Source organism: Marinobacterium aestuarii, from assembly GCF_001651805.1.
Taxonomy (GTDB): Bacteria; Pseudomonadota; Gammaproteobacteria; order Pseudomonadales; family Balneatricaceae; genus Marinobacterium_A; species Marinobacterium_A aestuarii.
In genome coordinates this window covers 1,859,227-1,884,736 of record NZ_CP015839.1, presented here as the reverse complement: position 1 = coordinate 1,884,736, position 25,510 = coordinate 1,859,227, and the positions used below count along the sequence as shown (strand labels likewise).

General features: G+C 53.8%; 18 protein-coding genes. 2 read left to right on the top strand and 16 right to left on the bottom strand.

Translation table 11 applies throughout. The features are described 5' to 3' along the window. Nucleotides 1-32: 32 nt before the first annotated feature. The 6 genes from prsT to A8C75_RS08355 all read right to left on the bottom strand — a co-directional run bounded on the left by prsT (nt 33) and on the right by A8C75_RS08355 (nt 10,939). Nucleotides 33-2,843 (bottom strand): XrtA/PEP-CTERM system TPR-repeat protein PrsT, encoded by a 2,811-nt coding sequence (prsT, locus tag A8C75_RS08380; RefSeq protein ID WP_067380664.1) that lies wholly within the window; start codon nt 2,841-2,843, stop codon nt 33-35. A gap of 109 nt (nt 2,844-2,952) precedes the next feature. Beyond that, on the bottom strand, nt 2,953-4,161 hold the full coding sequence (locus tag A8C75_RS08375) for a glycosyltransferase (RefSeq protein ID WP_227819864.1): 1,209 nt from the start codon (nt 4,159-4,161) through the stop codon (nt 2,953-2,955). A gap of 59 nt (nt 4,162-4,220) precedes the next feature. Next, nucleotides 4,221-6,218: a ThiF family adenylyltransferase gene (locus tag A8C75_RS08370; protein ID WP_067380658.1), complete on the bottom strand. Its 1,998-nt coding sequence runs from the start codon at nt 6,216-6,218 to the stop codon at nt 4,221-4,223. Nucleotides 6,219-6,506: 288 nt separating this feature from the next. Further along, a complete protein-coding gene (locus tag A8C75_RS08365; protein WP_067380655.1) occupies nt 6,507-7,754 on the bottom strand; it encodes a hypothetical protein in 1,248 nt (415 codons plus the stop codon). Between the two features lie 13 nt (nt 7,755-7,767). Beyond that, complete coding sequence (locus A8C75_RS08360) at nt 7,768-8,598, bottom strand: outer membrane lipoprotein-sorting protein (protein ID WP_067380652.1); 831 nt, start codon at nt 8,596-8,598, stop codon at nt 7,768-7,770. Nucleotides 8,599-8,617: 19 nt separating this feature from the next. Further along, on the bottom strand, nt 8,618-10,939 hold the full coding sequence (locus A8C75_RS08355) for an efflux RND transporter permease subunit (RefSeq protein ID WP_067380648.1): 2,322 nt from the start codon (nt 10,937-10,939) through the stop codon (nt 8,618-8,620). A 510-nt stretch (nt 10,940-11,449) separates the two neighbouring features. Here A8C75_RS08355 and A8C75_RS08350 point away from each other — a divergent pair. After that, nucleotides 11,450-12,058, top strand: coding sequence for a hypothetical protein (locus A8C75_RS08350; protein WP_067380645.1), 609 nt, complete (start codon nt 11,450-11,452; stop codon nt 12,056-12,058). Between the two features lie 101 nt (nt 12,059-12,159). Here A8C75_RS08350 and A8C75_RS08345 read toward each other — a convergent pair whose 3' ends face one another. The 4 genes from A8C75_RS08345 to wecB form a co-directional block, all read right to left on the bottom strand. Then, nucleotides 12,160-12,897, bottom strand: coding sequence for a PEP-CTERM/exosortase system-associated acyltransferase (locus A8C75_RS08345; RefSeq protein ID WP_067380642.1), 738 nt, complete (start codon nt 12,895-12,897; stop codon nt 12,160-12,162). A gap of 658 nt (nt 12,898-13,555) precedes the next feature. Further along, entirely contained in the window at nt 13,556-14,833 is a 1,278-nt protein-coding gene (gene tviB, locus A8C75_RS08340; RefSeq protein ID WP_067380639.1) for a Vi polysaccharide biosynthesis UDP-N-acetylglucosamine C-6 dehydrogenase TviB, read from the bottom strand. Between the two features lie 41 nt (nt 14,834-14,874). Continuing rightward, nucleotides 14,875-16,143 (bottom strand): UDP-N-acetyl-D-mannosamine dehydrogenase, encoded by a 1,269-nt coding sequence (wecC, locus tag A8C75_RS08335; RefSeq protein WP_084783874.1) that lies wholly within the window; start codon nt 16,141-16,143, stop codon nt 14,875-14,877. A 31-nt stretch (nt 16,144-16,174) separates the two neighbouring features. Next, nucleotides 16,175-17,359: a non-hydrolyzing UDP-N-acetylglucosamine 2-epimerase gene (gene wecB, locus A8C75_RS08330; protein WP_120785241.1), complete on the bottom strand. Its 1,185-nt coding sequence runs from the start codon at nt 17,357-17,359 to the stop codon at nt 16,175-16,177. A 74-nt stretch (nt 17,360-17,433) separates the two neighbouring features. On the opposite strand from wecB, the gene A8C75_RS23595 reads away from it, so the two are divergent. Continuing rightward, nucleotides 17,434-17,589, top strand: a complete 156-nt coding sequence (locus tag A8C75_RS23595; protein ID WP_157890245.1) for a hypothetical protein — start codon at nt 17,434-17,436, stop codon at nt 17,587-17,589. Between the two features lie 182 nt (nt 17,590-17,771). Here the strand turns inward: A8C75_RS23595 and A8C75_RS08325 are convergent, their stop codons facing one another. From A8C75_RS08325 to A8C75_RS08310, 6 genes are all read right to left on the bottom strand, one after another. After that, nucleotides 17,772-18,206, bottom strand: coding sequence for a VanZ family protein (locus tag A8C75_RS08325; protein ID WP_157890244.1), 435 nt, complete (start codon nt 18,204-18,206; stop codon nt 17,772-17,774). Between the two features lie 177 nt (nt 18,207-18,383). Continuing rightward, nucleotides 18,384-19,931 (bottom strand): ArnT family glycosyltransferase, encoded by a 1,548-nt coding sequence (locus tag A8C75_RS22990; RefSeq protein WP_157890243.1) that lies wholly within the window; start codon nt 19,929-19,931, stop codon nt 18,384-18,386. Nucleotides 19,932-20,204: 273 nt separating this feature from the next. After that, nucleotides 20,205-22,523, bottom strand: a complete 2,319-nt coding sequence (locus A8C75_RS23810) for an aminotransferase class I/II-fold pyridoxal phosphate-dependent enzyme (protein WP_067380632.1) — start codon at nt 22,521-22,523, stop codon at nt 20,205-20,207. Between the two features lie 15 nt (nt 22,524-22,538). Beyond that, nucleotides 22,539-23,537, bottom strand: coding sequence for a GDP-mannose 4,6-dehydratase (locus tag A8C75_RS08315; protein WP_067380629.1), 999 nt, complete (start codon nt 23,535-23,537; stop codon nt 22,539-22,541). A 16-nt stretch (nt 23,538-23,553) separates the two neighbouring features. Continuing rightward, entirely contained in the window at nt 23,554-24,441 is an 888-nt protein-coding gene (locus A8C75_RS22980) for a UDP-3-O-(3-hydroxymyristoyl)glucosamine N-acyltransferase (RefSeq protein ID WP_084783872.1), read from the bottom strand. 38 nt (nt 24,442-24,479) lie between these two features. Further along, nucleotides 24,480-25,478, bottom strand: a complete 999-nt coding sequence (locus A8C75_RS08310; protein ID WP_157890242.1) for a hypothetical protein — start codon at nt 25,476-25,478, stop codon at nt 24,480-24,482. Nucleotides 25,479-25,510 lie beyond the last annotated feature (32 nt).

Sequence of the window (25,510 nt, the reverse complement as noted above, 5' to 3'; positions counted from 1 at the left end):
GTTCGTCGGGATTCTACGCCCGCCGCCCACGGTCAACCACTCAGTTCATCGAGTAATTTCTGCGCCTGCTGCTTGCCGGGAAAGGCCGCCTTGCTGTTCAGCAACTCGGTCAGCACCTGGGCTGCCCGTTGTTTGTCCCCACTTTGTGCCAGGGCCTGGGCCAGGTGGAAATGGATCTCGGCATTCCCTGGAGCCTGCTGCAGGGCATTCTCAAGCAGCCGCACGGCGCGCGCCTCCTGCCCTGGCTGGGCCAGCAGAATCATCGCCAGGGTATCCTGAACCGGCGCCGTCGGGGATAGCTTATAGGCCTGTTCCGCGTAGGCAACCGCCTGTTTGGGCTCGGTATCCCTGAGCAGCCAGGCGAGGTTGTTCAGGGCAATGATATGGTCCGGATTGCTGTCGAGGATGTCGATAAACGCCTTCTGGGCTTCGGGTTTGCGATCTGCCAGCAGGTAGAGATTGGCCAGGTTGTACCGGACTACGATGTCATTCGAGTGTTTGTCGAGCCAGTCCTCCATGGGTTTGAAGGCCTGTTCCCGCTGCCCCGCCTGCCACAGGGCTAGGCCGTATTTCACCACCAGGTCATTGCGCTCAGGTGCCAGCGCCAGAGCCTGCTGGTAAGCCTCGAGCGCCTGTTGGGGGTCGTTAAGCGCGGTCGACAACTGGGCGTCCTGGACATGCACGTCCGGATTACGCGGGTGATCCTGTTTCAGTTTGTCGACCAGTTCCCGGGCCTGGTCCCATTGCTGGCGCTGCAGCATCAGGCCAAGCATGGCAACCCGGGTATCAAGGTTCGTCGGGTCCAGTTGATAGGCTTTTTCCAGAGCGACGGCAAAATTTTTCCCGTCCCCGTTCCTGTAGTAGGCCTGGGCCAGCAGGTAGTAGTTAGGGGCCGATGCCGGCTGCTGGGCAATCAGGCGCTGGTAGCTATTGACGGCGCTACGATAATCTCCGGTTTCCGCCTGGGCTGTGCCCAGAACACGGAGCACCGCCGTATCCTGCGGGGACGCAACGGCCGCTTCCCGGATCACCTGCAGTGCCCGCACGGCATTCCCGTGGCGAAGCAATGTCTTACCGAGCAAGGCAGCAGGTTCGGCTTCCTCAGGGTTCTGTTGCCACACCTTTTCCAGCAGCGGCATGGCTTTTTCATCCTGGCCAATCAGCAGCTGGAGCTTGGCCAGTGAAAGGCTGATTCGCGCATGATCCGGGTAATGCTTCAGGCTGTCTGCGTAGAAGCCCAGGGCCTGATTTATATCGCCGCGTTGCAGGGCAAAAACCGCCAAATTGTGAGAGGCACTGGGATTGCCCGGTGACAGCTCCAGTACTTTTTCAAAAGTCCACAGGGCCTGATCTCCCAGCCGGTTGGCGAGGAAGGCCCACGCCAGGCCGAGATGGGCCGGAACGCTTCGGGGCTTCTTGGCCACCCAGCGCTCGGCGGATTCCAGTGCCTTGGCATTCTCGCCGGCCTGCATTTGGCCCAGGACCAGGCGTAATTCGAGATCATCCGCGCCCGGCTCAAGTGCAATTGCCTTTTCCAGCTCGGCCGTGGCCTGGTCAACCTCCCCCTGCGCCATCAGAGCAAGCCCGAGCTTGGAGCGCAGGCCGGCCGAGTCGGGATCCAGCGCCACCAATCGCTCCAGTTTTTCGATTGCCTGAGCCGGCTTGCCCTGCAGCAGCTCCAGGCCGGCCATCAGCTCCAGCGCATGTCGGTTGTCCGGGTTCCGCTGCAGCACCGATTCGAGCAGCGGATACGCATTCTCCAGATCCCCCTTGCGCAGCTGCATGCCGGCCAGCACGCTCGCCGCCGGGCCGGATTCAGGTACCAGGTTAAGGACGTTTTTGAGATAGGTGTCCGCCTGGAGCTCGTTGCCCTGGGCCAAATGGACAAGGCCCAGGTAATACTGTGCCGGGGCATAGTCGCCATAACGACTCTGCGCCTGTTCAAAGGCGGTCTGTGCGTCCCGGTACTGCTGTTGCTGGAAATGGATCAGGCCCCGGGCGAAATATTTGCCCGGATAATTGTCAGAAAGCTTTTCGATATCCTTTTCGGCGCCTTCGATGTCCTTGCGCTGGATACGCAGGAACACCCGCTGGGCGATGTATATCGACTTGTTGGCCGCGGCATTGATGGCCCGGGTGTAGGCCTCCTCCGCTGCCTCGAGGTTGCCGCTGGCTTCTTCAATCCTGCCCAGCTGACTCAGGGCTTCCGGGCTATCGGGTTGAATTTTCAGCGCCTTGTCGACCCACTCCCGCGCGGCAGTCAGGTCACCTTTAGCCTGCTTGACCTGGGCCTGACCCAGTAAAGCCGCAACGGAGCCAGCGTCCAGCTCCAGAGCTTTGTCCAGCTCCGACCGGGCCTCGCCGATTCTGCCGGTTTGTAACAGGCTCTTGCCACGCAGGGCCAGCAGCTCAGCCTGCAGCTCCGGTGAAAGCGAATCCAGGGGCCTGTAGTTTTCGAGGACATTCTTATATTCCCGCTGAAGAAATAATGCATTGGCCAGCGGCACCAGAACCATCTCCTCGGCCATCCCCCTGCTCCGCGCCTGACGCAACTCCTTTTCTGCGGAGGTACCGTCGCCCAGTTCAATATAGACCTGGCCCAGTAACAGGCGAGCCTGGGCATTGTCCGGGTTGGTCTTGAGGGCGTTCTTCAACTCAACGACAGCGGTTTGATATTCTCCTTGGCCCACGGCCTCCCGTGCCTGCTGGAGGTATTCCTCGTCCGTCAGGCTTTGGTCGCAGCCTTGCAGCATGAGGAACAGTATCCCGCACATCAGAACCTGCCAGGTCTTTTTATGCAGGGGGAGCATGGCTGAACGATTCACCAGTTCCGAACGACGCATGGTTGTTGTTCTCCACCTTAATGGTTGATTCCCTGAGACCAACTTGGCCTGCAACAGCGGCCGAGCCAATAGAGCTTTGATAACTGTAGTTCAATACAGTCTCCATTTCTCAGACCCTGGCGAGCTCCCGTGCAACCAGGTCTGCAAAGTTTCTTTCTGGCCCATAGGCCGCAACCTGTCCCATTACCGCCATGGCACAATCTCGATAACGGTTATTCCCCATCATCGTCTCGACCACCTGCTGGAGCCGGGAAGTGGTGGTTTGGCCTGCACGCATCAGGGTGCCGACCCCGGCCTGTTCCAGATAGGACATATTCAGGTACTGATCCAGATTACTGGCGATACCGATGACCGGTACGCCAACGGCCAGCGCTTGCAGGGTGGTGGGGCTACCGCCATTACAGATCACCAGGCTGGCACGTGATGCCGCCTGCTCACCGGGCAAAAAGTCGGCAACCCAGGCATTCTGCGGTGTGCGCTCTAACTGAATCAGGCCTGCAGTCGCAACAATAACGGTCACAGGCAACTGCGCTAACGCTTGCAGAACCCTGGGCAACAGTTCGCTCTGTCCGGAGCTGCCCAGGGTGAGATAGATAATCGGCTTGTCGGTGGGCAGTTCATCCCACCATGGCGGTAGCGCCACACTGGGTGACCAATTGATTGGGCCTATATACCGGTGTGTCGCAGGACGTTCAAACGTGGGTACGAGCTCGGGGAGATCGGCATAAAGCGTCTGGTCAGCGTCGGTATAGGTGCGCCTGAGATCCAGACCCAGAGACGGTAGCCCGTAGTGTTTCCTGACCCGGTTCAGCGGCCGGGTATGCAGCGCAAAGGCCAGGGGGCGCGCCAGCTTAAATAATGCTCCTGCCACCCCGGCGCCAAAGAATCGTGTGATCGGCAACTCAGGCACCCGGTAATCTGGCCTGGCGTACGGGCTCCAGTAGGCATTGGTGATCGTCATATAGGGGATAGCCGCAAGGCGCGCGCTCACCGACAGAGACAGGCGGAAGTCCCCGATTATAAGATCCGGGGAGACCTCTTTAATCACCTCAAGATCTTCTGTTATATACGCCTGGAGTGTATCACTGTCATAGAGAGGCTGCCCCTTGGCCAAGGCCTCCAGAAATGCCCGGCTGGAGATGGACTGAACGGGCCGCCAGGACCTTTGAAGCGCATGGAACAGTTCCCGGTATCGAGGATGACAGGCAAAGTGAACGTCATAACCTGCATCCTCCAGAACACGGGCCAGGACCATCGGTCTTGCAACATGCGCCAGGGTGACCGCTTCGGCGAAAAACAGCACACGTCTTTTGTGCATTACGCTACTTGCGTCAGGTTTTTCGTGTTTTGTTTCAGACGAGTCCGACTGACGCTCACTCATTCTGCCGGCCTGCCTGCTGATTGTTTACCGGCTGATTTTTCCGAGATAATCAATGCATTCAGATCCAGCCTCAGGGAACGGGAGGCCGGCAGCGGGCTTTCACCTATGCGCCCGATAAACACAGCCTGGTTCGTCTGTGCTGCTAACAATAGCGTGAATTTTTCAGCGCAGGCGCCGGCCAGACGCTCCACTGACGGGGTTTGGGTAAAGGGGATGCCGGCACGAATATAGCGGGCGAAAATCAGCGGCGTCATCTCCGGTTGCACCCCCAGCCCCAGCCGGGTAGACGTCAGCCACAGCCGCTGCATCGCGCGGCCCGCCTGCAGATAGTCCTCCAGGGTTTCGGGCGCCTTGGGTGCTACGATGGCAAAGTGGGCGGCGCAGCGCAACCCGGGAACCAGATCCAGCTGCAGTCGTGGCGCCAAAGTACCCGCCAGGTAACGGTTCATAATGGCGACCCGCTCCCAGCTTTGCATCACCCAGTGCATCAACTTTCCGGTCAGAGGATCGATCCCGACCGCCTGCTCGGGGATTCTGTCTTCGCTGAATTGCTGCCCCCAATCGATAATATTGCTATGCACCAGATAAGCCTCGGGCATGGTGAGCCGCACCTTGGCGTTGGCGAACATCAGCCGAGCCACCTGCCAGCGCTTTATCGGACGCTCAAACCAGCGCACCCGATATCCCTCGGGCAGGCTTTGCTCCAGCCGAGACCGCTCGGTAGCGGTCAAGGGTCGGGTGCTCATCGGTCGGCGCTGCACCGAACGCACCCTTAAATAGGGGGCCAGGGGATCAGGTTCCAGACTATCATCCGGGCGCAAGGTGACATCAAAGGTGGGAGTCTCCTCCGGCAGATCAGGGCGTTGCAAGATCCTGGCCCTCAAGCCAAGGGTTGAAGCGGCGATCTCTATCGATTCCAGAAGAGCACCGATCGCCATCTGACTGGCGCGACCATCGAGGTCGTAAACCACCCTATCCCTTGTATCTGAGCCGTGCACCACCAGCGCATTGTCATCCACCAGCTCAAACCGCCATGGCTGGGTGTTGTCGCCGCTCGGCGCCCAGCGCGCCAGATCCAGCACTTTCTCGGCCGCCGTTACCGGCGTATAGGTGGCCCGTTGTTTCGGTTTTGACTTTTGCAGCAACTGTTTCTTGCCAATACTGATGGCCAGCTGCTGCAGGGGGTTGTTATTGCCGCCGGGCCGCCAGGTCTTGGCCAACCGGTTGGCATAGGCATCAAACTGCAACCCCCAGGGAGCGGCCACCACCTTGCCCCGCTTTAACAACATTTTTAATACCTGGGTAGCCGCCGCGCCTGCGCAGAGCTCACATCCCATTGCCGTGGACGGCCCCTTTCTGGCGAAGACATCGATAGCCCCCGGATCCACCAGGTAACCACTTTGGAGCCGGGCAGGCGCCAACCCGACAAAAAAGCGCAAATACTGCTCCTCTTCCGAAACCCCTTCCAGGCGAAAATATTCCTCGAAGGTCATTTTCCCCGGCAGGAAATTCAGCACGGCGGTACCCATGCCCAAAGGCGCGGCTGTTGTTACCGGAATCCCCAGGCGGTCGCAGGCGGCAAATACGGCCTTGCGCATCGCTAATGCAAAGAAATCCAGTCCGTCCACATACACATCGACGTCTTGCAAAAACGCATCCAGGTTCTCGCTGGAAACGCCGTCAGGAAAAGTGCGGATATCCAGCTCCGGATTGATATCCAGGGCTCTGTTGACCAGGGTTTCGAGCTTGGGTTGACCGACAGACGAGAGGCTGGCACCCGCCTGGCGATTAAAGTTTTCGACACCAAACTCATCGAAATCCGAGAGATTGAAGGCACCGATGCCCAGACGGGTCAAAGTTAACAGGTGACTGCCCCCCACACCGCCCAGGCCTGCGATCGCCACGCGCCTGGTTTTCAGCAACCGCTGCTCCGCTTCGGTTACCCAGCCAATATTGCGTGAAAATGCAAGATCGTAATCAAAATCGCTGTTCATAATAGTGTGAGAGGCTCCAACCTGATGCCTGTTAAGCCAAATTCCGGGGGTTCGCTGTCAACCTGCTTCGCGGCCTTGAAGTGCGCCAGCCCAGCCAACAAGACGATACCGCCTGACACGTTCGCCATGCTATGTGCACTGGCCAACACCTCCGATGTGGATCAGATCCTCAAAGCGTAGGATAGATGGGTAACTTATTGGTAGATTCCGCAAACGATACGAAGTCTGCGTCTCTGGGCCCCCAACCGGGGGCCAGACATTGCAGCCAGTCAATTAGGACCGATACAATCAGAAGTACCGCGTCAACTGGATTTCAACGTAATCATCATCTTTGATCTGATGGAGAGGATCCTCTTCATCCACATGGGTAAAGAGTCGCATTTCCAGGCCAAGAACCCAATGCTCGTTCAAGCGCCGTGAAGCTTCCACATTGGCGAAGGTGGAACTGGAGTCTATATCGACGGTGCCCCCCGCCAGAATGCGGGTATTATGAATATCGTTATCAGTCAATCTCACCCCGAAAAAGATATCATCCTGCAGTACTGTGGCAGCGCTATCACCCCGGTCGTCGTAGTTGTACTCCAGCAACCAGCCCAGGTCGACCGCACTTCCCGCTATACCGAATTGTGTGAACTCAAAACCGCCGACGTAGGCGTAATAGTCATTGACATTGTTCTGGTTGTAGATCGCCTCAAGCTTCCAAAGCCATGCGCCCTTGGTGACCTGGACGTCGAGGCTGGTCTGGTCGATCTGCAGGTAGAGCGGGCGAAGGCTGGGGTTGGGGCCTGAATCATCGAGTATCAGCAGCGGTTCGCGGCTGGTTCCACTGAAATGCGCGATACCTATATCCCAGTCACCGAAATAGTGGGACCAGCGCAAGGCGAAATCGACATGGCGTTCTTCGTCGCCGGATTCGTAAATGGCATCATCGGTATCGACCACTGGCTCACTGCGCAGGCGGCCATCTGTTCCCGGGAATGTACGTTCCCTGAAGTAGGGCAACAGGTAAGCCTGCCAGGTGCCCCAGTCACTCAGGTAGTCGAGGTTGAGCATGGGTTGCCCAAGTTTGTCTTCCCGATCGATATTTTCCACCAGATCAGTCTGGTTGATGATATCGACCAGATGTTGCGACTCCGCCACCCCCCAGAAGACAGTGTCGACCCCTGCTTTAAAGACGAATTGTTCGGCCTCCATGCGCCAGAACAGTTCGCGTATATCGGCATGAGTACGCTCGTCGTCATTGGCGTCAAGGCGGAAAAAAGGGGTAAACGCCAGAGTTTGGGCTCCATAGTCCCAGTTCCGATAGTATTCAGGCTGGAATGCTCCAGACAGACTCCGGTCATCCTGGCCCGGATGGGCGGGACTGTGGAAAAACAGTCGGGTATCCAGGCTGGCGTAGCCTGTCCATTCGCTCGAAACGCTGTCTGCACTTGAGTTGGCTGAATCGTCTGCCGCTGCATCGACAAATTGCCCATATGCAAGCAACGGAACCAGGATCAGGGATGACAAGTCGATGCGGCGCACTTTATGCTTCAAAATGGCTTTCCTATTATCGAATGCGCGACAGTGCACTGCGGTTGAAATCACTGTCCGTCAGGCCGGTGCGGAACCGGTAATCCTCGAATATCAGGGTAGTACCCTTCCCATTCTGGTGATTTTTCATGATCATTTTTGCCGGGCGCCAGTACTGGTCCAGGTACTGTGTGTAACCTGCCAGTGTCATGGTCTTGAGAAGTTCGCCCTTGCGATCGTAATAGTCCACGCGTCTGAGCCGATATTCGCTCTGATCCACCCAGGTTACCTGACGGGTGTAGCCCGATTTTGGATCAACGGGAACGCGTTCGACCACGAAACAGGGTTCGCCTTCCACAGGCTCGTCCCGCAGGTAAGTGTAGGTATATTTTTCGACTTCCTGCGAGGACAGGTCCTCATAGGCAAACTCGCTGCCCATGAACGGCCCCGACTTGTCGGCGGAAGATATGCGTTTTACACGCTTGAGCGCCGGCAGATAGAGCCACTGGTCATCGCTGCCGACTTTGTGAGTAAAGGTCAGTATGGCCGTGCCATTGAGATCCCGTGGTCTGTCAAACACCATGATGCTCTTGTCACCGTCGCCCTCGACTTCCAGCGTCAATTGCCGCATTTCCCGGCGGACCTCCTCGGTTCCGGACAGGTTCAGCAGCATGGCGAGGTTGACCGTCGTGTCCGCGAAACCACTGTCGCGCTGGTCTGCTTCAAGTGCGATGGCCAGCCCTCGCTCAGGCGCAGACTCTTTCGAAGCTGGCTCTTCTGAAAAAGCCGGACCACAAAGAATGGCCACGCCGATAAAGGCGGCTAGTGATCGGTAGAAGCCATTTCGACTGATCCGTTTTACGCTCATACATATCTCCCAATCGGGGCTAGCCACCGATGATAGTCGTTTTCGCAGCCTTGGGCAGCAGCCAGCGATCAGCCTTGATCAAGACCGTCGGTAGAAACAGCAGATCCAGGGTGATGGCAATAACGATGGTCATGGCCACCAGCAGGCCAGATGTGGAGTTTACCGAAAAGTCAGACTGCACTAGTGCCAGGAACCCGATAGCCAGGACAATAGAGGTAGATACCAGAGCACTGCCCACTGCAGTAAAGGCGTACCTGATCGCCTGCTCCGCATCCAGGTTCCGCTCCTGCCTGGCCTCCAGATATTTCACAAGGAAATGGGTTGTGTCATCCACAATGATGCCCAGGGTCAGACTGAAAACTACCGAGGCGGCGATGTTTACCTCACCGACCACGGCCCCCCATATCCCGAGGGTAATGAAGGCGGGAAACAGGTTAGGTATGCAACTGACCAGCCCGAACCGGATCGAGCGAAATGCAACAACCAGGCAGAGCGAAACAAGCACGATTGCCGCCAGGGATCCGAGTAACATGCTGTTGATGTTGCGCAGGCCGACATTCGCAAAACTGATGGATTGACCCGCCCCGCGGACGACCATCCCCGGCACATTATCCTGCATCCAGCGCCGGCCTCGAGCCTCAAACGCAATCAGCCCCTGTGATTGCTGGTTTTTCAGCGTTGCCGCCACCTTGAGGGATGATTTGTCCGCGCTCACCTGATGCGTGACATCCTGCCCATACGGAACCGATATCTCAAACAACAGAACATACTGCGCCGCCAATTCCCTGCTGTCTGGCAGTTTGTGCCACTCGTCGGCCTCGCCATGCATCACCTGGTTCAGCCGCTTCAGGGTATCGGTAAATGATTCCACATTGACCACTTCAGGTTGCGCCCTGAGCCAGGAGACAAAGGCATCGATATCGGCAAGGAAGCCTGGATCGACGATACCCTGCCCCTCTCCGCTATCAAACGAGTAGTACAGCGATTGGGTTCCCGAGAGCTTGCTCTCAACGACGTCAATGGCCTGAGTGAGTGGAATCGCGTCAGAGAAATAGCCCGTGGGGTCGTCATTGAGTTCGATTCGGGGAATAAAACTCACGCTAAGAGCAATGAGTAACAACGAACTCCAGAAAATACGGTTGTTATGGCGAATCACCCAGTTGGCGAGACCACCCAGTGGTATTCCGGTTGTGACTCTCCCCGCCTTTCTGAAGGGCAGCATCAGCACCAGCCCGGGAAGAATGGTTACCGTCACCCAGAGCGCGCCCAAGACCCCCACAGCGGATATGGTGCCGAGTTCACGAAACGGTGGCGATTCGCTGAAATTCATGCTTAGAAAGCCCAGCGCCGTGGTGAGGCTGGTGAGCACAATTGGATAAAGCGTATGATCCAGCGCGTCCCGTAGCGCATCCCTTTTCTCCCGGCCTCTCCTCTGGCGCGTCAAGAATACGCTCAGCAGATGGATGCAATCCGCGACGGCCAGAGTCATGATGATCGTCGGCGCAGAGACGTTGACACTGTTTAGGCTTATACCTGCCCAGCCGGCAAAGCCCATACCCCAAAGGATGCTAAGAAATATTGTGACCACCGTGCAGATTGACGCCATCACGGATCGCAGCAACAGGGCAATAATGACCAAGACCAGGACAAAAAGTGCTGGCATGAGGGTGAGCGAGTCGTGGGCAGTGACCTCTACAAGGGTCTGCTCGGTCAAGGCCCATCCGGCCAGGTGAATATCAATGGCGGGATTTTCACTTTCGACTTCGGCCGCTAACGCCCTTGCAAAAGTCACGGCCTGATCAATGGCGGCCCCTTGCCCATCTTCAGGTAAATTCAGGGTGACATTGACTGCAGCGACCTGGCCGTCACCAGCCAGAATCCGCCCTATCAGCGCCTGTTGTGACAAGGCAATGCCCTTAATGCGCTGGCGGTCTTCACTGGTCAGCGAGCCCGCCTCTTCAACCAGCCTGTCGATAACGATGTCGTCGCCGTCCACCTCGGGATAGAGAAAGTTGGTGACCGAATCGACGCGCTTCGAGTGGGGCATCAGCCACGATTTTTCGGTAATTATCTGAACAGACGACAGATTGCTGGCTTCAAATATGTCACCGCCGCGGGTGTCTATGACGAAGAGTACGTTGTCCTCACGGCCGTAGGCTCGCTTTAGCTCTCGGTCTGCGAGGATGTTCGGGTCGTCCTCACTGAAAAAGACGTCGATACCCGACTCGACAGTCAAGCGGCTACCACCAAACCCGACGCCCAGGATCAACACCAGGCTGACCAGCAGTATCCGGTAGGGATAGCGGACGAGCATTGTGATCAAGCGATCCTTGAACACCATGGAAAGCCTCTCAAGATAGATACGATGGAAGTCAGGGGACTGAGTCCGACCTTAAACCTAGTGTAGTGGTTCAATAAACGCGGACACCGATTCTGTTACTCGATAGAGCCAAATCGGTGTTTCACGCCCATGGCGCTGATTGCCAAGGTCAGGTTCAGTGGCAAGACAAATACTCACGATAGAGGTGGCTGGATGCATTGCTCGCAGATTGACGAGCTCTGACACGACACGCTGTCGCCAGACAGGGACACTATAAGTTATTGATTTTATATAACTTTGTTAAAAGCCTCAGTCTAGCGTCGCTTTTTGATGACATTTCATGGAGAAAAACTCAGCTGACTTGTCGTTTGGGTGCACGATAAAACGATATAAACTATTGATTATTAAAACAAAGTATAAAATGGCTCAAGTTTTGCTTAAAAACCGCTGAATTCAACTATTAGTTACCCCTTGATCATACCAGTGTGTATCTGTGAGTAGATTATTAACGATTGTTAACGGGACTATTAAATGTCGATTCGCTTTGAGTTCAGTACAGATCCGAATTTGCTTGCCCAGTACTATCAAATCCGTGAGACCTGCTTTCGCCAACAACTGGGAATCGACTCTTTCGATGGCTCTGAAGATGTACACGATCGAGCAGGACATATTCTTATCGCCCGGGACGGGGATCGCTGCATAGGAGGGGCCAGAATATCCGGTACAGCCCCCATTAACCCGGCTCGGCTACCCATGGAATGCGATGATTTTATTCTCGAAGAGCACTTTCCCGAGCTGACACAACAGGGCATATCCTATTGCCAGTGGACGCGCCTGGCGCTACTGCCCGAGCACAGAACAGCCGAGGTATTGCGTGCACAATGCCTGGCGTTGATCAAGGGAAGTGCCGAGTTGAATTACAGCTACGCCTTTAATGTAGCGGGGACTATTCGCGCGCGTCTCTACCGGCGCCTGCATACTAACCTGGGTTATGGCTACGAGATTTGTAACCACATCAGCATTCCCGCCGAGAACGGGTTTACCGACCTGGAGCACCTGCTTTCCGTTGCCGCCATCAAACCTGAGGCCAACGGCCTGGCGTGCTTCGACAGCCCAAAACTTACACAGCGTGCGGCTTGATCAGCAACCCCCTGCGCAGCGCGGGCGGCATGACGAGAGCTTCGGGAGATAGGTTACCCAGGTTAAAAAGGGCTACCGTACGACATTACATCCCCCACCATTCATGGGTTGGACTGCTGCTCCGCCAGCTGGATGTATATTGCATCGAACATTTCCCGAATGGGAGCAATCATGTTCGACAGCAATATTTCCGGGGATATATAGAAAGGGGCTCTCCGGCCGTGGTAATCAATCGGCTCTCCTGCCTGCTGAAATTGAATGCCGATCCGGGTCAGCGCCCTGGCGAGCTTGGGCTCCATCATCACCAGTACATATTGGTAGTTTTGCTGCACGAAGAGCGCCGCTGCCGCCAGGTAGAGTCCGACTGCGATATAGGGGAAATTCCGTGCCTGATCGGATATGTCCGCCCTCACCCCGTCGAAGATAAAGGGCCTGCCCGTTTCCCCGCTACGACGCCGGTAGCGGGCGGGAACCGCCAACCGTGAGGCTTCGGCAATGGTGCCACGCGCCTGGGCCTTAAGATCGAAGAGCGCCGGATCGAAGGCGTGACTACAATATTTTTCCAGCGGCAGTATCAGCCCGGGCTCCGATACAGAGGTATGTGCGAAGCGCACTGTACCGGCAAAAGCCTGACTACTGTTATGCACCAACAGCAGATGATCAGAGCTGGCATCGAACGCATCATGCTCCAAGCCGTCGGGAAACGCGTTCTTGTCCTCGAACCCCAGCTCGTCGCAATAGACTTCATAGCGAATTCTGAACGCTTCTTGACGCAACGCTTGCGTATCAGCCAGCCGAACGCTGAAATACTTTTTGAAATTACTCACGATTTCTTGCATCGACCCTCCGCTCTTGTGCGTTGATCATCATGATCAGCTGGGTCTGCTGCCGTTTAGCGACCCCAAGCCCACCACTGAAGCGCTCTGAGAACACGACCGGTAACCCAGTCGCAGCACGCTTCAGGCCAGGCCGGCGCCCGGAGGTATTGCCACGGCACCTTGCTCGATATTCCTTCGAAGTATTCCCCAGCGAGATCAAGAGACACACAATCATTATTTTCTCAGGCAAAAAATGTGCGTCTTTTCGACTTCCACAACTATTTCAAATGGTTACAAAGCATGCGCAATACCAGCATAAGCGCAATCGTAAAGATTCCTGACACATATCGCCTCAAAACTACGGCTGTCTCCTGATGTTGCGCAGATAACACCGGCCTTGCTCTCCCGACTCACCTCCCAGCGCAGTGCTCACCCTTGCCACAATATTGAAAGGTCGCCGACAAAAACGAACCGAGACCCGGAGGAGCAGTTCGGTGCTTCTGGAGACAAGATGACCGGCTATTCAATTGATATCCTTAGCTCAACCCACGACTAAAGCAGCGGCGGCGCCTGACGGTAGCTGAAGCCTGCTTGCCTGATGCTTGGGCAGGATCGCAGCTGCAGAAGAGACCGGGTGGCCTCAGCGCCAGGGTTGGAATTCAACCGCGTCATCCCCACCTCACAATCGCATATCCGAGTCGCCCGCCAGCAGCACATACTTGAGATCGTAGAGCAGATGTTCGGGTTTCCCCAGCTCGCGTATCCGTGTGGCCCCCATGTCGACGAACTGCTCATGGGCCACGGCCAGGATGATTCCGTCGTAGACTCCCGCCTCGAGCTCCTGCAACGGACTGATACCGTAGGAGCGTTGCGCCTCCTCGGCATCGACCCAGGGGTCGTAGACGTCCGCCCGGACGCCGTAGGTCTCAAGCTCAGTGAGGATATCAACCACTTTGGTGTTACGGATATCCGGGCAATTTTCCTTGAACGTCAGCCCCATCACCAGCACCCGGCCACCGGTCACCTTAATGCCCCGTTGCAACATTCCCTTCACCAGTTCGCCGGCCACATAGCGGCCCATGGCATCGTTGATGCGGCGCCCGGCCAGGATCATCTCTGGGTGATATCCCACCTCCTGAGCCTTGTGGGTCATATAGTAGGGATCGACCCCTATGCAGTGACCGCCGACCAGTCCGGGCCTGAAGGGCAGGAAATTCCATTTGGTGCCCGCCGCCCGCAGTACCTCTTCGGTGTCTATATCCAGGCGCTTGAAAATCATCGCGAGCTCGTTGATCAGCGCTATATTGATATCGCGCTGGGTATTCTCGATCGCCTTGGCCGCCTCGGCGACGCGAATACTGCTCGCTTTATAGGTCCCCGCCGCAATGACATTTTTATAGAGGGTATCGACAAACTCGGCGATGCTGTCGGTGGATCCGGATGTCACTTTCAGAATATCCGCGACCCTGTGGTCCTTGTCCCCGGGGTTGATGCGCTCGGGGCTATAACCCACGAAAAAGCCCTCGTTCAGTGTGAATCCGGAGCCCTTCTCTAGCAGGGGAACGCAGACCTCTTCGGTGGCTCCCGGGTACACCGTGGACTCATAGATCACCACATCGCCCTGCTGAATCAACCCACTTAACAGCTCGCTGGCGCGCTGCAGCGGCCCGAGATCAGGCCTTTTGTGACGGTCGATCGGCGTCGGGACAGTGACAATATAGACTTGGCAGCCCCTGATATCCTCAGGATCCGAACTAAAGCTCAGCGCCGGCAAGGCACCCAGTTCCTCGACGCTCATTTCAAGCGTGCTGTCGATCTGATCCTTCAACGCATTGATACGCTCGGCATCGATATCGAACCCCACCACGTCGAACTTTTTGGCAAAGGCCGCCGCCAGGGGCAACCCCACATAACCCAGACCTATTACCGCCACCTTCACGTCTTCAATCCTGTTCACGGCCCATACCCTCGCTCGTCAAAATCGCTCAATGCCATTACTCAATGACTGAGTACCCCAGCGACATCAATCACTACCTTCTCGTTCAGAAAGTCACTGGACAAGCCGTTAAACTCTTTGTGCGCCACCAGCAGCAGGATGATATTGGCGCGCTCCAGTGCCTCGTTATGGTGGACCTTTTCAACGTCCCGCCTGCTTAAAACGTCCGGCAGCTGATCAACATTGGGCTCCACAACCAGAATTTCAGCCACCTTTGCGTCCACCAGTGCCAGGGTAATCGAGAGCGCAGGGCTTTCCCGAAGATCATCGATATCGGGCTTGAAGGAAAGACCGAAACAGCCTATCACTGGCTGCTTGAACTGGTTGGCGGCCTTGAGTGCCTTGTTGATCACGTAGTTCGGTTTGCCATCATTAACCTCTCTGGCCATGCGGATAAGACGCGCCTCCTCTGGTGCCGCACTGACGATAAACCAGGGATCCACCGCAATGCAGTGCCCCCCCACCCCGGGCCCGGGATTGAGGATGTTGACCCGCGGGTGACGGTTCGAGAGCCTGATCAGTTCCCAGACATTGATCTTGAACCTGTCGCAGATAATCGACAGTTCATTGGCAAAACCGATATTCACATCCCGGTAGGCATTTTCCGTCAGCTTGGCCATTTCGGCGGTACGGGTATGGGTGAGCAGGCACTCCCCCCGCACGAATATTTGATAGAGCCCCGCCGCCCGTGCTGCGCAGCGAGGGGTCATGCCGCCAATAATGCGATCGTTCGCGACCAGCTCCTGCAGCACGTTCCCGGGCAAAACCCGCTCCGGACAATAGGCAATATTGATGTCGGCCTTTTCCCCCTGCTGCTGAGGAAAGGAGAGGTCTTCACGGCAGTGCGCCAACCAGCCGGCAAGCTGCTCCGTGGTGCCAACCGGGGAGGTCGATTCGAGTATCACCAGATTGCCGGGTTGCAAAACCGGCGCTATGGTTTCGGCGGCAGCCTTGATGAAGCTGAGGTCCGGTTGATGATCGTCTGTAAAGGGGGTAGGTACGGCGATGATAAATGCCTCGGCCGCTTGCGGAATCAGCGTGGCCTTGAGATTACCGGTCGAGACCACGCTACGGACAACGATATCCAGATCCGGCTCGACAATGTGGATTTTACCGGCGTTGATGGTCGCTATGGCATGCTCGGAAACGTCTATGCCGATCACCTGGAGCCCTCGCGACGCCAGAACGGCCGCCGTCGGCAGGCCTATATAGCCCAGCCCCACCACAGATACGGTGTTAAATGTCCCGTCTGCTTCGTTGCTCATCACCATGCCTCTTCATGTTAAAGGTGTGCGCGCCCCATCAAAATGCGCTGTTTAGCGTGTGGCCGTGAGCATCGACGATCATCTGACAAATACGTTCACTGGCTCTCCCGTCCCCGTAGGGGTTATGGGCGAAACACATTGCCCGGTAGGCGTGCTCATCATCGAGCAGCGTGCAGGTTTCGGTCATAATCCGGTCAATGTCGGTACCGACCAGCCTGACCGTCCCGGCGCTGACGGCTTCCGGTCTTTCGGTCGTGTCACGCATCACCAGCACCGGCTTGCCCAGTGATGGTGCTTCCTCCTGAACCCCGCCGGAGTCGGTCAGAATGATGTGGGCCCGGCTCATCAGGAAAACGAAGGGCAGGTACTCGAGGGGCTCGATCAGATGAACATTCTTTTTGCCGCTCAGGAGGCGATAAACCGGCTCTCGAACCAGGGGGTTCAGATGTACAGGATAGACAATCTCGACATCATCGCGGCTCGCCAGCTCGCCCAGCGCACTACAGATTCTTTCAAATCCACTACCAAAGCTTTCCCGGCGATGGCCGGTCACCAGGATGATTTTTTTACCGCCAGGATCTCCATGACCCTGGCTCTCAATCGGGTTCAGAAAGGGGAATTGCTGCAGCATCTGCGTCCGTAACTGCGGATCTCGCTTGAGTTTTGCCTGAACAGCAAGCAGCGCGTCTATCACGGTATTACCGGTGACCCGGATACGGGTTTCTGCAACGCCTTCTCGCAGCAGATTGGCCTGGGCCATTTCGGTGGGCGCGAAATGCAGGTCGGTGAGGGCACCGGTCAGCTTGCGATTCGCCTCTTCCGGCCAGGGAGAGTAGAGGTCGCCGGTCCGCAGCCCGGCTTCGACATGCCCGACGGGAATCTGTCGATAGTAGGCGGCCAGCGCAGTGGCCAAGGTCGTGGTCGTATCACCGTGCACCAGGACCCGGGCCGGCTCAAAGGCCTGCAATACGGGGCCTAAGCCACTCAGCACGGCGCAGGTCACTTCGGTCAGGTTCTGCCCTGGCTGCATGATATTCAGGTCGTAATCGGGAATGATCTGGAACAGCGTCAGGACCTGATCCAGCATCTGCCGGTGCTGGGCGGTAACGCAAACCCGGGCCTCAAACCGCGCATCCGCTTGCAGTGACTGTACCACCGGCGCCATCTTGATCGCTTCAGGGCGGGTACCAAACACCAGCAGTATCTTGATCGGATCTTTTATCACCGCGACTACCTCCTGTAGAGGCTGTTTGACGAGTGTCGACGTTTTCTCGGTGGTCTGTCGTTGGACTATCGATGAGAACGATCATCGAAGCGCACAATGTCGCCTTCGCCCAGGTAGCCCCTGGTTTGAACTTCGCTCAGATGCAGCGACAGCCATCCGCTGCGTCGGGCAAAGCCGCAGCCAGTCTCCGGATACTGCGCAACGAGGCCAAAGGCGACCCGCTGTAAAAATTGCTTGGGACACTACTTGCGGGAAAGCGGCCAAAGCCGGGTTCCGGCCCCCCGAAGAGCATGACGGGTGTCATAGTCTATCCTTCGTTGGCTCTTGGCCTGGCGCTCAAGCGTAGAGAAAAGCATAGGCGACGGTTCAGGAGTCAACAAAGTATTCAGCAATTATCCACGAGTTGAGGTTAGCCGAGACTGTGCGTGCGCGCGGCCAGGTAACGGTAGAGTGCGATTCCCACCAGTGCACCGAACAGGTCCAGCGCCCAATCGCTCAGGCTGCCATAGCGCCCGAAAACCCCCAGCTGGTACCACTCATCGTAAGCCCCATACCCGCCCGTCAGCAGCAGCACCGCGACGGCTCCCCCGGGCGATTTCGGCAGCGCATGGCTCCAAAGGACTGCCAGCACCGCGAACGCAGGAATATGCAGCAGGTTCTGAATCGCAGGCGTCAAGGAAAAGTAGACAAAATCCACAGCCCCTGGCAATTCCACCTTGCCCGGAATCGACGACACCCGATGTAACAGCGCCATGTAGGCCAGCGCAGCAATCAGGGCCCAAGCGGAATGTGCCAGCCGCTGTCGGCGGCTGTTTTTCATCGGCCTTTTGACGTTGATGTCCACACAGAAACTCCCAGTTGAACGGGTTGATTGAATTCCCGCCTGCCTAAACACTCAAAATTATGCAGGCCTTATTCTGCATAGTTTATTGTAATGAAGCGCAATGACCGAATGCACGCCCTATCAAATTCTATTCTTACAAACAGATACCCCCCCGAAATCGCTGCATAATGGTTAGTATTAATTTTCGTCTCCTGTAGATATTCTATATAACCCCCAAGACTGAGGAATAAATCGATTGGTAATAAAATCTCCAATTCTTCTAAAAAACTCATTATCACTCTGATCCATAAAATTTGAAAACTTCGCTATTGATCTCACCTCTGAACTTGCACTATGGCTTTCAACCAAGACTGATAAGCTCTTAATTTCATCTATAGTGAAATCTTCTCTTGACCAACTAAATGATACTGGATCTATTGCCACATAGAACGATTCCCCATTATCCATGGCACTCATAACTACTTTTTTATCAAGATATTCAACGTTTGAAAAATCAATTTCTTTATCATACTTAGGCAAGTTAGACGAGAACCGGTAAGGCAAAGTAGAACTGAAAATTTTCATACCAGGATTTAGAGATGAATAGGATGCAATAGAGCGAGCATTGGCAGTAAATGAACGAATATTAATCTGTTCCAAATAACTTAAGACCAACGAGCCAGATACATATATCATCATCACAAAAAAATAAATCCTACGATTTATTTTTGACAAAAAATAGCCACTCACAAGCGTCATAGGCGCTACAAATATAAGCATATAGTTTACTTGCTTTGCTATAAGACCACCTGAAGGCAATACAAAAAATGTAAAAACGATAATTAAAGAAAGACACCACAGGACCACATAATTAAAGTTAGCGTCGCGTTCTTTACGAAAAAAATATACGATTAAAGAGAAAGCAAACAAATATCCCAACAGCCAAGTATGATAGAGTTTTACAAAAAGATATAATGGATAATAAAGAGGACTATCTTCAAATGAAAGATATCCATATTTTGATGTAGCGGCAAGGACAGATCTTACCAAATGAAACGGATCTCCTTGAAAATACCAGAAAAACAGACAATTACCCCCTACAAGAAGGCCTGACCCCAATGCCATAATAAAAATATTCTTTGGCGTATTCCGCATCATTCTAATGATATTAGGAATGAAAGCTAGATGAACAAGAACTGCCACAATGGCCTTGACCCAAAATATCGTCCCCAATGCACAACCAGTTAGAAAGTAGAGGTTAGAGTTAAATCGATAAGTTGCAATTCTGAACATAATAAAACTTGTAGTTATGAAGAGAGCCAAAGGCGCATCAGCCATTATTCGCCCGCCAAAGTGGACATGAATAGGCAACAACATGAGTAATATCGCAGCACTTACCGCAGCTCTTCGTCCCCACCAACACGCTGCCATGTAATAAATTATAGATACTTCCAAAGAGGATGAAATAAGACTCCAAAGATTACTACTAAACTCTGAAGTTCCGAAAACCTTCATTAAGGCCGCCATAGGTAAGTTAACCCCATAGCGGATACCTCCAATATAGTTTCCAACCTCCAGATTTCCATCAACAATCGCGTTCGCAGCATTGAAGTAAGTAAAGTCATCACTGCCGAAAAAACCGGTGAAAAAAAACATACGAACACTAGCAGAAACAATAAAAACCACCAAAGTAGAAAGTAATATATTACTAGATACGATTTCATCAAGAACTTCTTCTGATTTCATATCCATCAACCTCGATTAGTTACGAAAATTAAATATTTTTACTTTCAAGCTCGAACCATACTGGATTAATAAAGAACAGACTACGTTCAACAATTAAAGCATTAAATCGGCCTGATTCCAACACGATACTAATGGAGTAAATTTTCATTAAGAAACGCACTTAAAATTCAATATAATCTGACAGCCCAGCCTAATATAGAGTTAAGGTTGCCCCAAAAATAAATACCCCAAAAAAGCATGACACCAGACCCAAGTAATAACGCCACTCCAACATTATAAATTTCTTTCTTGTAAGGAGTCGTTCCTGCTGATCCCAGAATTTTTACCCAAAGCCTGCTGGTAACGCTTACAACGCCTGGTTGTCGCCTCCAGGATAAATCTAGGTCTGCGCCGCGACTCATCCAGCCCGCGCCAGATATATTCACCGAGGACACCCATCATCAGCATTTGAATGCCTCCAAGGAATAGGACGATAACAATCAGTGTGGTCCAGCCCTGGGGAGGCGTGCCGGTTAAGGCGTTGTAAATCACGAAGAGCGCGTAACTAAAACCGATAAAAGCCACCAGAATGCCGAAATAAGAGATGGCGCGAATCGGCAGATAGCTGAAAGCTGTGACAGAATCAATCAGTAGCTTTAATTTCCTGCCCAGGGTCCAGCCGGAGCGTCCGTTCAGGCGCGCTTGTTTATCATACTGAATCGCGGTCTGTCGAAAGCCCATCCAGGTCAACAGTGCCAGCAGAGAGATGTTTTGCTCGCCGAATTTACTGAGCGCCTTGACCACTTGCCTGTCCAACAGGAAAAAGTCAGCGCCATTAGCAGGCATATCGCGGAAGCCCAGTACTTTTCGCATCATCATGTAGTATAAGCGCGCGGCGCCCTTGGTGAGCCAGCTTTCCCCCTCCCTGCGTGCCCGTGCGGCCCAGACCACCTGATAACCTTCCTGCCACTGCGCCAGAAGCTCCGGTATCACTTCTGGCGGGTCCTGAAGGTCGGCCGCCAGGGCAATGGTACAGTTGCCCCGCACGTGATTAAGACAGCAGGTTAGTGCGAGATGTGAGCCAGAGTTGCGGGCGAGACGGTAGCCTTTGACGCGAGGGTCATGCTGCGCAAGTTCAGTAATTACCTCAAATGTATCGTCGCCGGAGTGATCGTCCACCAGCACCCACTCCCAATTCAAGGCGGCTTCATCCAGCACCTGGCAAAGGCGCTGGTAAAGCACCGGCAAGTTCTTCGCCTCATTGTAGGCCGGTGTAACGATGGAGATCATTGGCGCATTGCCGGATGCAGCGGCTGGTTCCTTCTTAAAGGTGGAAGCCGGATCCGTATTCATCTCAATCCTCTCCCTGCATTTCGAAGGCGCATCTTGCACTCTGATGGCGGTGACCGCCCGTTGGAGTGCTTGCACGACACGCTGCTGCTGTTCGAGCGTCAATTGCGGATAGAGTGGCAGCATGATGCAGTGGTCCTGGGCCGCTTCGCTCTCCCTTAGAGACTCGTCCCCTGCCGCATGTCTGTGGCCCGTCGTGTCCCGCGGGTTAGATGAGAGATCGACACTACGCCAGCAGCCCTCCGGGTAACTCGCTTCGCGGTGGATACACATGACCCCACGGCGAGTGGCGATACCCTCATCCAGCATTGATTGCATCACCGCTTTCTGATTCACGTGCGCGGGCAGACGAACACAGTAACTCTGCCAATTAGTGCGTGCCCATGAAGCCTCCTGAGGCAGCAGCAGCCCAGAAACTGACGTCAGTTCTCTATGGTAATATCCAGCCAGCTCCCGTCTTCTGGTGACTATATAGGACAAGCGTTTTAACTGTTCACGCCCCATGGCCCCCTGAATATCGGTCATACGGTAATTGAAGCCAAGTTCCGGGTAGCTCTCGAAGATAACGCTATTGGCCTGATGGCGGGTACGGTCGTTGACGTCCATGGCATGCTGGCGCAGCTTTGACAGACGTTCGGCAAGTTCGGGGTTATTGGTGGTCAGCATGCCGCCGTCACCGGTGGTAATAACCTTACGGGGATGGAACGAGAAACAGACGATCTCACCCAACGGAGCGCCGATCCGCTGCCAGCGGTCACCAGTCAGAATCTCGCTGCCAATAGCACAGGCGGCATCCTCCACCACGGGGACGCCGCGGGATTTTGCGATTTCCAATATAGATAAAAGATCCGCAGGCATGCCCAACTGATGAACCACCAGAATCGCCTTGGTGCGAGGGCTGAGCGCTGCCTCGACACCTGCTGGATCCATATTGAAGCTAATTGGGTCTATATCCACAAATACCGGCAGGGCACCGCAGTAACGGATCGCGTTGGCAGTGGCGACAAAGCTGTGACTTACAGTGATCACCTCATCCCCCGGACCTACTCCGAGTACGTGCAGTGCGAGGTGCAATGCCGCAGTGCAACTTGATACCGCGCAGGCGTGATCGGCCCCAACATAGTCAGCAAAGGCTGCTTCAAAGGCGGCCACCTCCCGCCCCTGAGTCACCCAGCCACTGGCGAGGGGGCGCTGAATTGCCTGCTGTTCTTCCTCTCCGAACAGCGGCATGGCGACGGGGATAAACGCCGGTTTTACTTCCATATCAAGACCTCAGTTTTAAATATTCCAGTTTCGGGTCACTTCGTCCTTGAGTAGTGTTTCAGGGCTCTTCCCCCCCCCCTCGTACCAGGCCTTAAGGCGGCCAAGTCCCTCCTTGAGGCTCACTTTGGGTCTGAAATCCAGCAGCTCCCGCGCTTGGTTGGTATCGGCATAAAGCCGCAGCACATCACCGGGCCTAGGGGCTTCATGAACCACATCCACGGTGCGGCCCTTAACCAGTTCATTAACCAGACGGGCGAGTTCGTTGATGGTGATTTCTTCACCCTGTCCCAGGTTGATCGTCTGGCCCACAGCTTTTTCGGAAAACCCGGCGCAGAGAATCCCCCGAGCAGTGTCACTGACATAAGTGAAATCACGAGTCTGAGATCCGTCTCCGTGGATGATCAGCGGATGGCCCGTCATGGCCCGTAGCAAAAACTTGGGAATCACCTCGCCGCTGTCCCCCTCATGGTGGCTGCGGGGACCGAAACTGTTGAAGGGACGAACCACCACCGTCGGATACTCATAAGTACGAAAGAAAGCGCGGGTGTAGCTCTCACCGGCCAGCTTGGATCCGCCGTAGACAGTCATGGGCAATGTGGGATGGTTTTCGGTCATCGGCACCCACTGGGCGGTACCGTACACTTCCGAGCTGGAAACATAGACAAAACGTCCGACCCCCGCCTCGCGACTGGCTTTCAACAGGTTCAGGGTGGCGGTGGCGTTGACGTCATGATTTTTCAACGGCGAGTGTATCGAGTGACGTACCCCCAGACAGGCGAGGTGGAAAACTACGTCCACCTCTTTCAGCAGCGGTATCATCTTGTCCAGATCACAAATGTCGTATGAGTAGAATGTCACACGATCAGTTAGCAGTTTCTGGATGTTCTCTCGCTTACCGTTGATCAGGCTGTCGACGATGATAACGCGCTCCGCACATTTGCTGAGCAAGTGAGACAACTCGGAACCGATAAAGCCGGCTCCGCCAGTGATAAGAACCGAGCCTTGGCTGGCCATAGATATACTCCGCCTGCTAGCGAATTGATTTCATAAACGCGATGTACTTAGAGTGATCAATCGCGAAATTACCTGTTACTCTCTGGTTGGCGGCGACATTCTTCGTCACTGTACTTCCAATCGTTACGTAAGCGTTGTCGCCAATACGGATTTCTGATGATATCGATGAACTTGGTCCAATCCATACGTTATCGCCAATTTCTACAGTTCCGGCAATCATTGCATTTGCGGCTATTTCACAGTTTCTACCGATCATGACATTGTGGGAAATATGTACCATGCCATCAATTTTGGTTCCTTCGCCAATTTCCGTGAAGCCACCATAAACAGATCTAGCCACATGTGAGTTTGATTGAATTTCAACATTGTTTCCAATTCTCACCCCACCGGTATGAGGAATAACAATATGCCGACCTGAAACATTTTTGGGTTCAAAACCGCAACCACCGATGACACAACCAGCCCTGATAATACAATTATCACCTATGACTGACCTTTCAAGTATTGTCGCGTTTGGCTCTATGATTGTGTTTTTTCCTATGATTACGTTTTTCTTATCAATGTGGGCAGACTCATGAACGAATACACTATCATCAATTTTAGTTTCGAAACTGCTCCAATAAAAATCAGTGCTTTTTTCTAAGTATTTGTGGAGTTCGTAAAATACACTGTCGGGATCCTCGCAGGTTGCAACCCCCAATTCCTTTGGGATTTGATTCGAAAGTCCAGAAGTGGTTATTACACAAGATATTTCTTCATTATCCAGAAGTGCTGAGATAAAATTTTTGTCGTAGAGTCTAACGAGTACCTTCGGTTTACGATGCGATAGAAGACCAAGAGCTGAAAAACTACCTTCATTAATTAAGTCTATCGAAAAGAGCATGCAAACTTCAGATAGGTTCATTATAATCACTCGCACATATTATTAATATTATTCAAGCCTTAAGTTGCATTTTTATAAAAATCGGGCATATTCGTGTATCCCCTTTGGCAAGCAAGGGCTATCGCTTCATCATAACGCTCAATTTGAGCGTAGGCATTTAAAAGCTCTGAACCCACTTTCAAGCCACCCGCTTGTAAACGAACGATGGGCTCATCACCTATCTCCGAAGGTAGTATTCCCATATGGCCATTTTTTGGCGATATGGAGGGATAAACGTTTTTAATTGAAAAAGACTCTCGATCAATATCTCCCCAGAATTGAACTACGGTAGTTTCTGGCCAAAATTGAGAAATAAAGGAAGACTCTTTCTCGCCCATGGGTTTATTAAAATTTGGATTGGTTGCGATAAGAACAGCATCAAAATCCATATTTGTACTCGAAGATTCTAAGGTTTCCGAAACACTTACGCTAGCGCCTACTTTATTAAGTGTATCTTCAACATAGGATAAAAATGGATTATCACATATCAAAAGTATATTACTCTTGTAGCAGGGAACTCCAGCCCTGTTTAGAAGATTTATCGCCATCAGCCCTAGGTAAGAAAAAACATCAATATCAGGATGTCTTTCATTAGTTCCTGCAACAAGAACATTTCTGCTTTTGCAGAATGAAATATCTATGTCAGATTCCCTTAGCTCCCAAGACTCATACATAATAGGTATTGCAGACCCAGGCTTCATTTTGCTAATCAGCGCATTCGATATAGGACGAAGATGGCCTGAGTTAGTCAACATATCAATGCGGCCTATGATTTCTTCGGATAATGTGTCAATCACCTCTACTCTATCGATCAGTTGAGCCTTGCCAGCCAGATCAAATGTAAGAGACCGAACCTCATCAAAAGTACCGTGCCTTGTCGTTTTAGTATATGCGTAGACTTTATCGGCGCCCGCCATTGCTGCGATAATCGGTGTACATGCGTAAGCACCAGTAGCCGCCTCTGTCAGTACAGTCGTGCCAGTCAGATCCAACTTGCATTGCGCTATACTGGTAGCCATTAACCTTAGCATTCGATTCTTTCGTTGATTAT

What these genes read in the sequence shown, in the direction of transcription:
- prsT (WP_067380664.1), bottom strand. Translation starts at nt 2,843, where the DNA reads ATGCGTCGTTCGGAACTGGTGAATCGTTCAGCCATGCTCCCCCTGCAT.
- A8C75_RS08375 (WP_227819864.1), bottom strand. Translation starts at nt 4,161, where the DNA reads ATGCACAAAAGACGTGTGCTGTTTTTCGCCGAAGCGGTCACCCTGGCG.
- A8C75_RS08370 (WP_067380658.1), bottom strand. Translation starts at nt 6,218, where the DNA reads ATGAACAGCGATTTTGATTACGATCTTGCATTTTCACGCAATATTGGC.
- A8C75_RS08360 (WP_067380652.1), bottom strand. Translation starts at nt 8,598, where the DNA reads ATGAGCGTAAAACGGATCAGTCGAAATGGCTTCTACCGATCACTAGCC.
- A8C75_RS08355 (WP_067380648.1), bottom strand. Translation starts at nt 10,939, where the DNA reads ATGGTGTTCAAGGATCGCTTGATCACAATGCTCGTCCGCTATCCCTAC.
- A8C75_RS08350 (WP_067380645.1), top strand. Translation starts at nt 11,450, where the DNA reads ATGTCGATTCGCTTTGAGTTCAGTACAGATCCGAATTTGCTTGCCCAG.
- A8C75_RS08345 (WP_067380642.1), bottom strand. Translation starts at nt 12,897, where the DNA reads ATGCAAGAAATCGTGAGTAATTTCAAAAAGTATTTCAGCGTTCGGCTG.
- wecC (WP_084783874.1), bottom strand. Translation starts at nt 16,143, where the DNA reads ATGGTGATGAGCAACGAAGCAGACGGGACATTTAACACCGTATCTGTG.
- A8C75_RS23595 (WP_157890245.1), top strand. Translation starts at nt 17,434, where the DNA reads ATGAGAACGATCATCGAAGCGCACAATGTCGCCTTCGCCCAGGTAGCC.
- A8C75_RS22990 (WP_157890243.1), bottom strand. Translation starts at nt 19,931, where the DNA reads ATGAAATCAGAAGAAGTTCTTGATGAAATCGTATCTAGTAATATATTA.
- A8C75_RS23810 (WP_067380632.1), bottom strand. Translation starts at nt 22,523, where the DNA reads ATGGAAGTAAAACCGGCGTTTATCCCCGTCGCCATGCCGCTGTTCGGA.
- A8C75_RS08315 (WP_067380629.1), bottom strand. Translation starts at nt 23,537, where the DNA reads ATGGCCAGCCAAGGCTCGGTTCTTATCACTGGCGGAGCCGGCTTTATC.
- A8C75_RS22980 (WP_084783872.1), bottom strand. Translation starts at nt 24,441, where the DNA reads ATGAACCTATCTGAAGTTTGCATGCTCTTTTCGATAGACTTAATTAAT.
- A8C75_RS08310 (WP_157890242.1), bottom strand. Translation starts at nt 25,478, where the DNA reads ATGGCTACCAGTATAGCGCAATGCAAGTTGGATCTGACTGGCACGACT.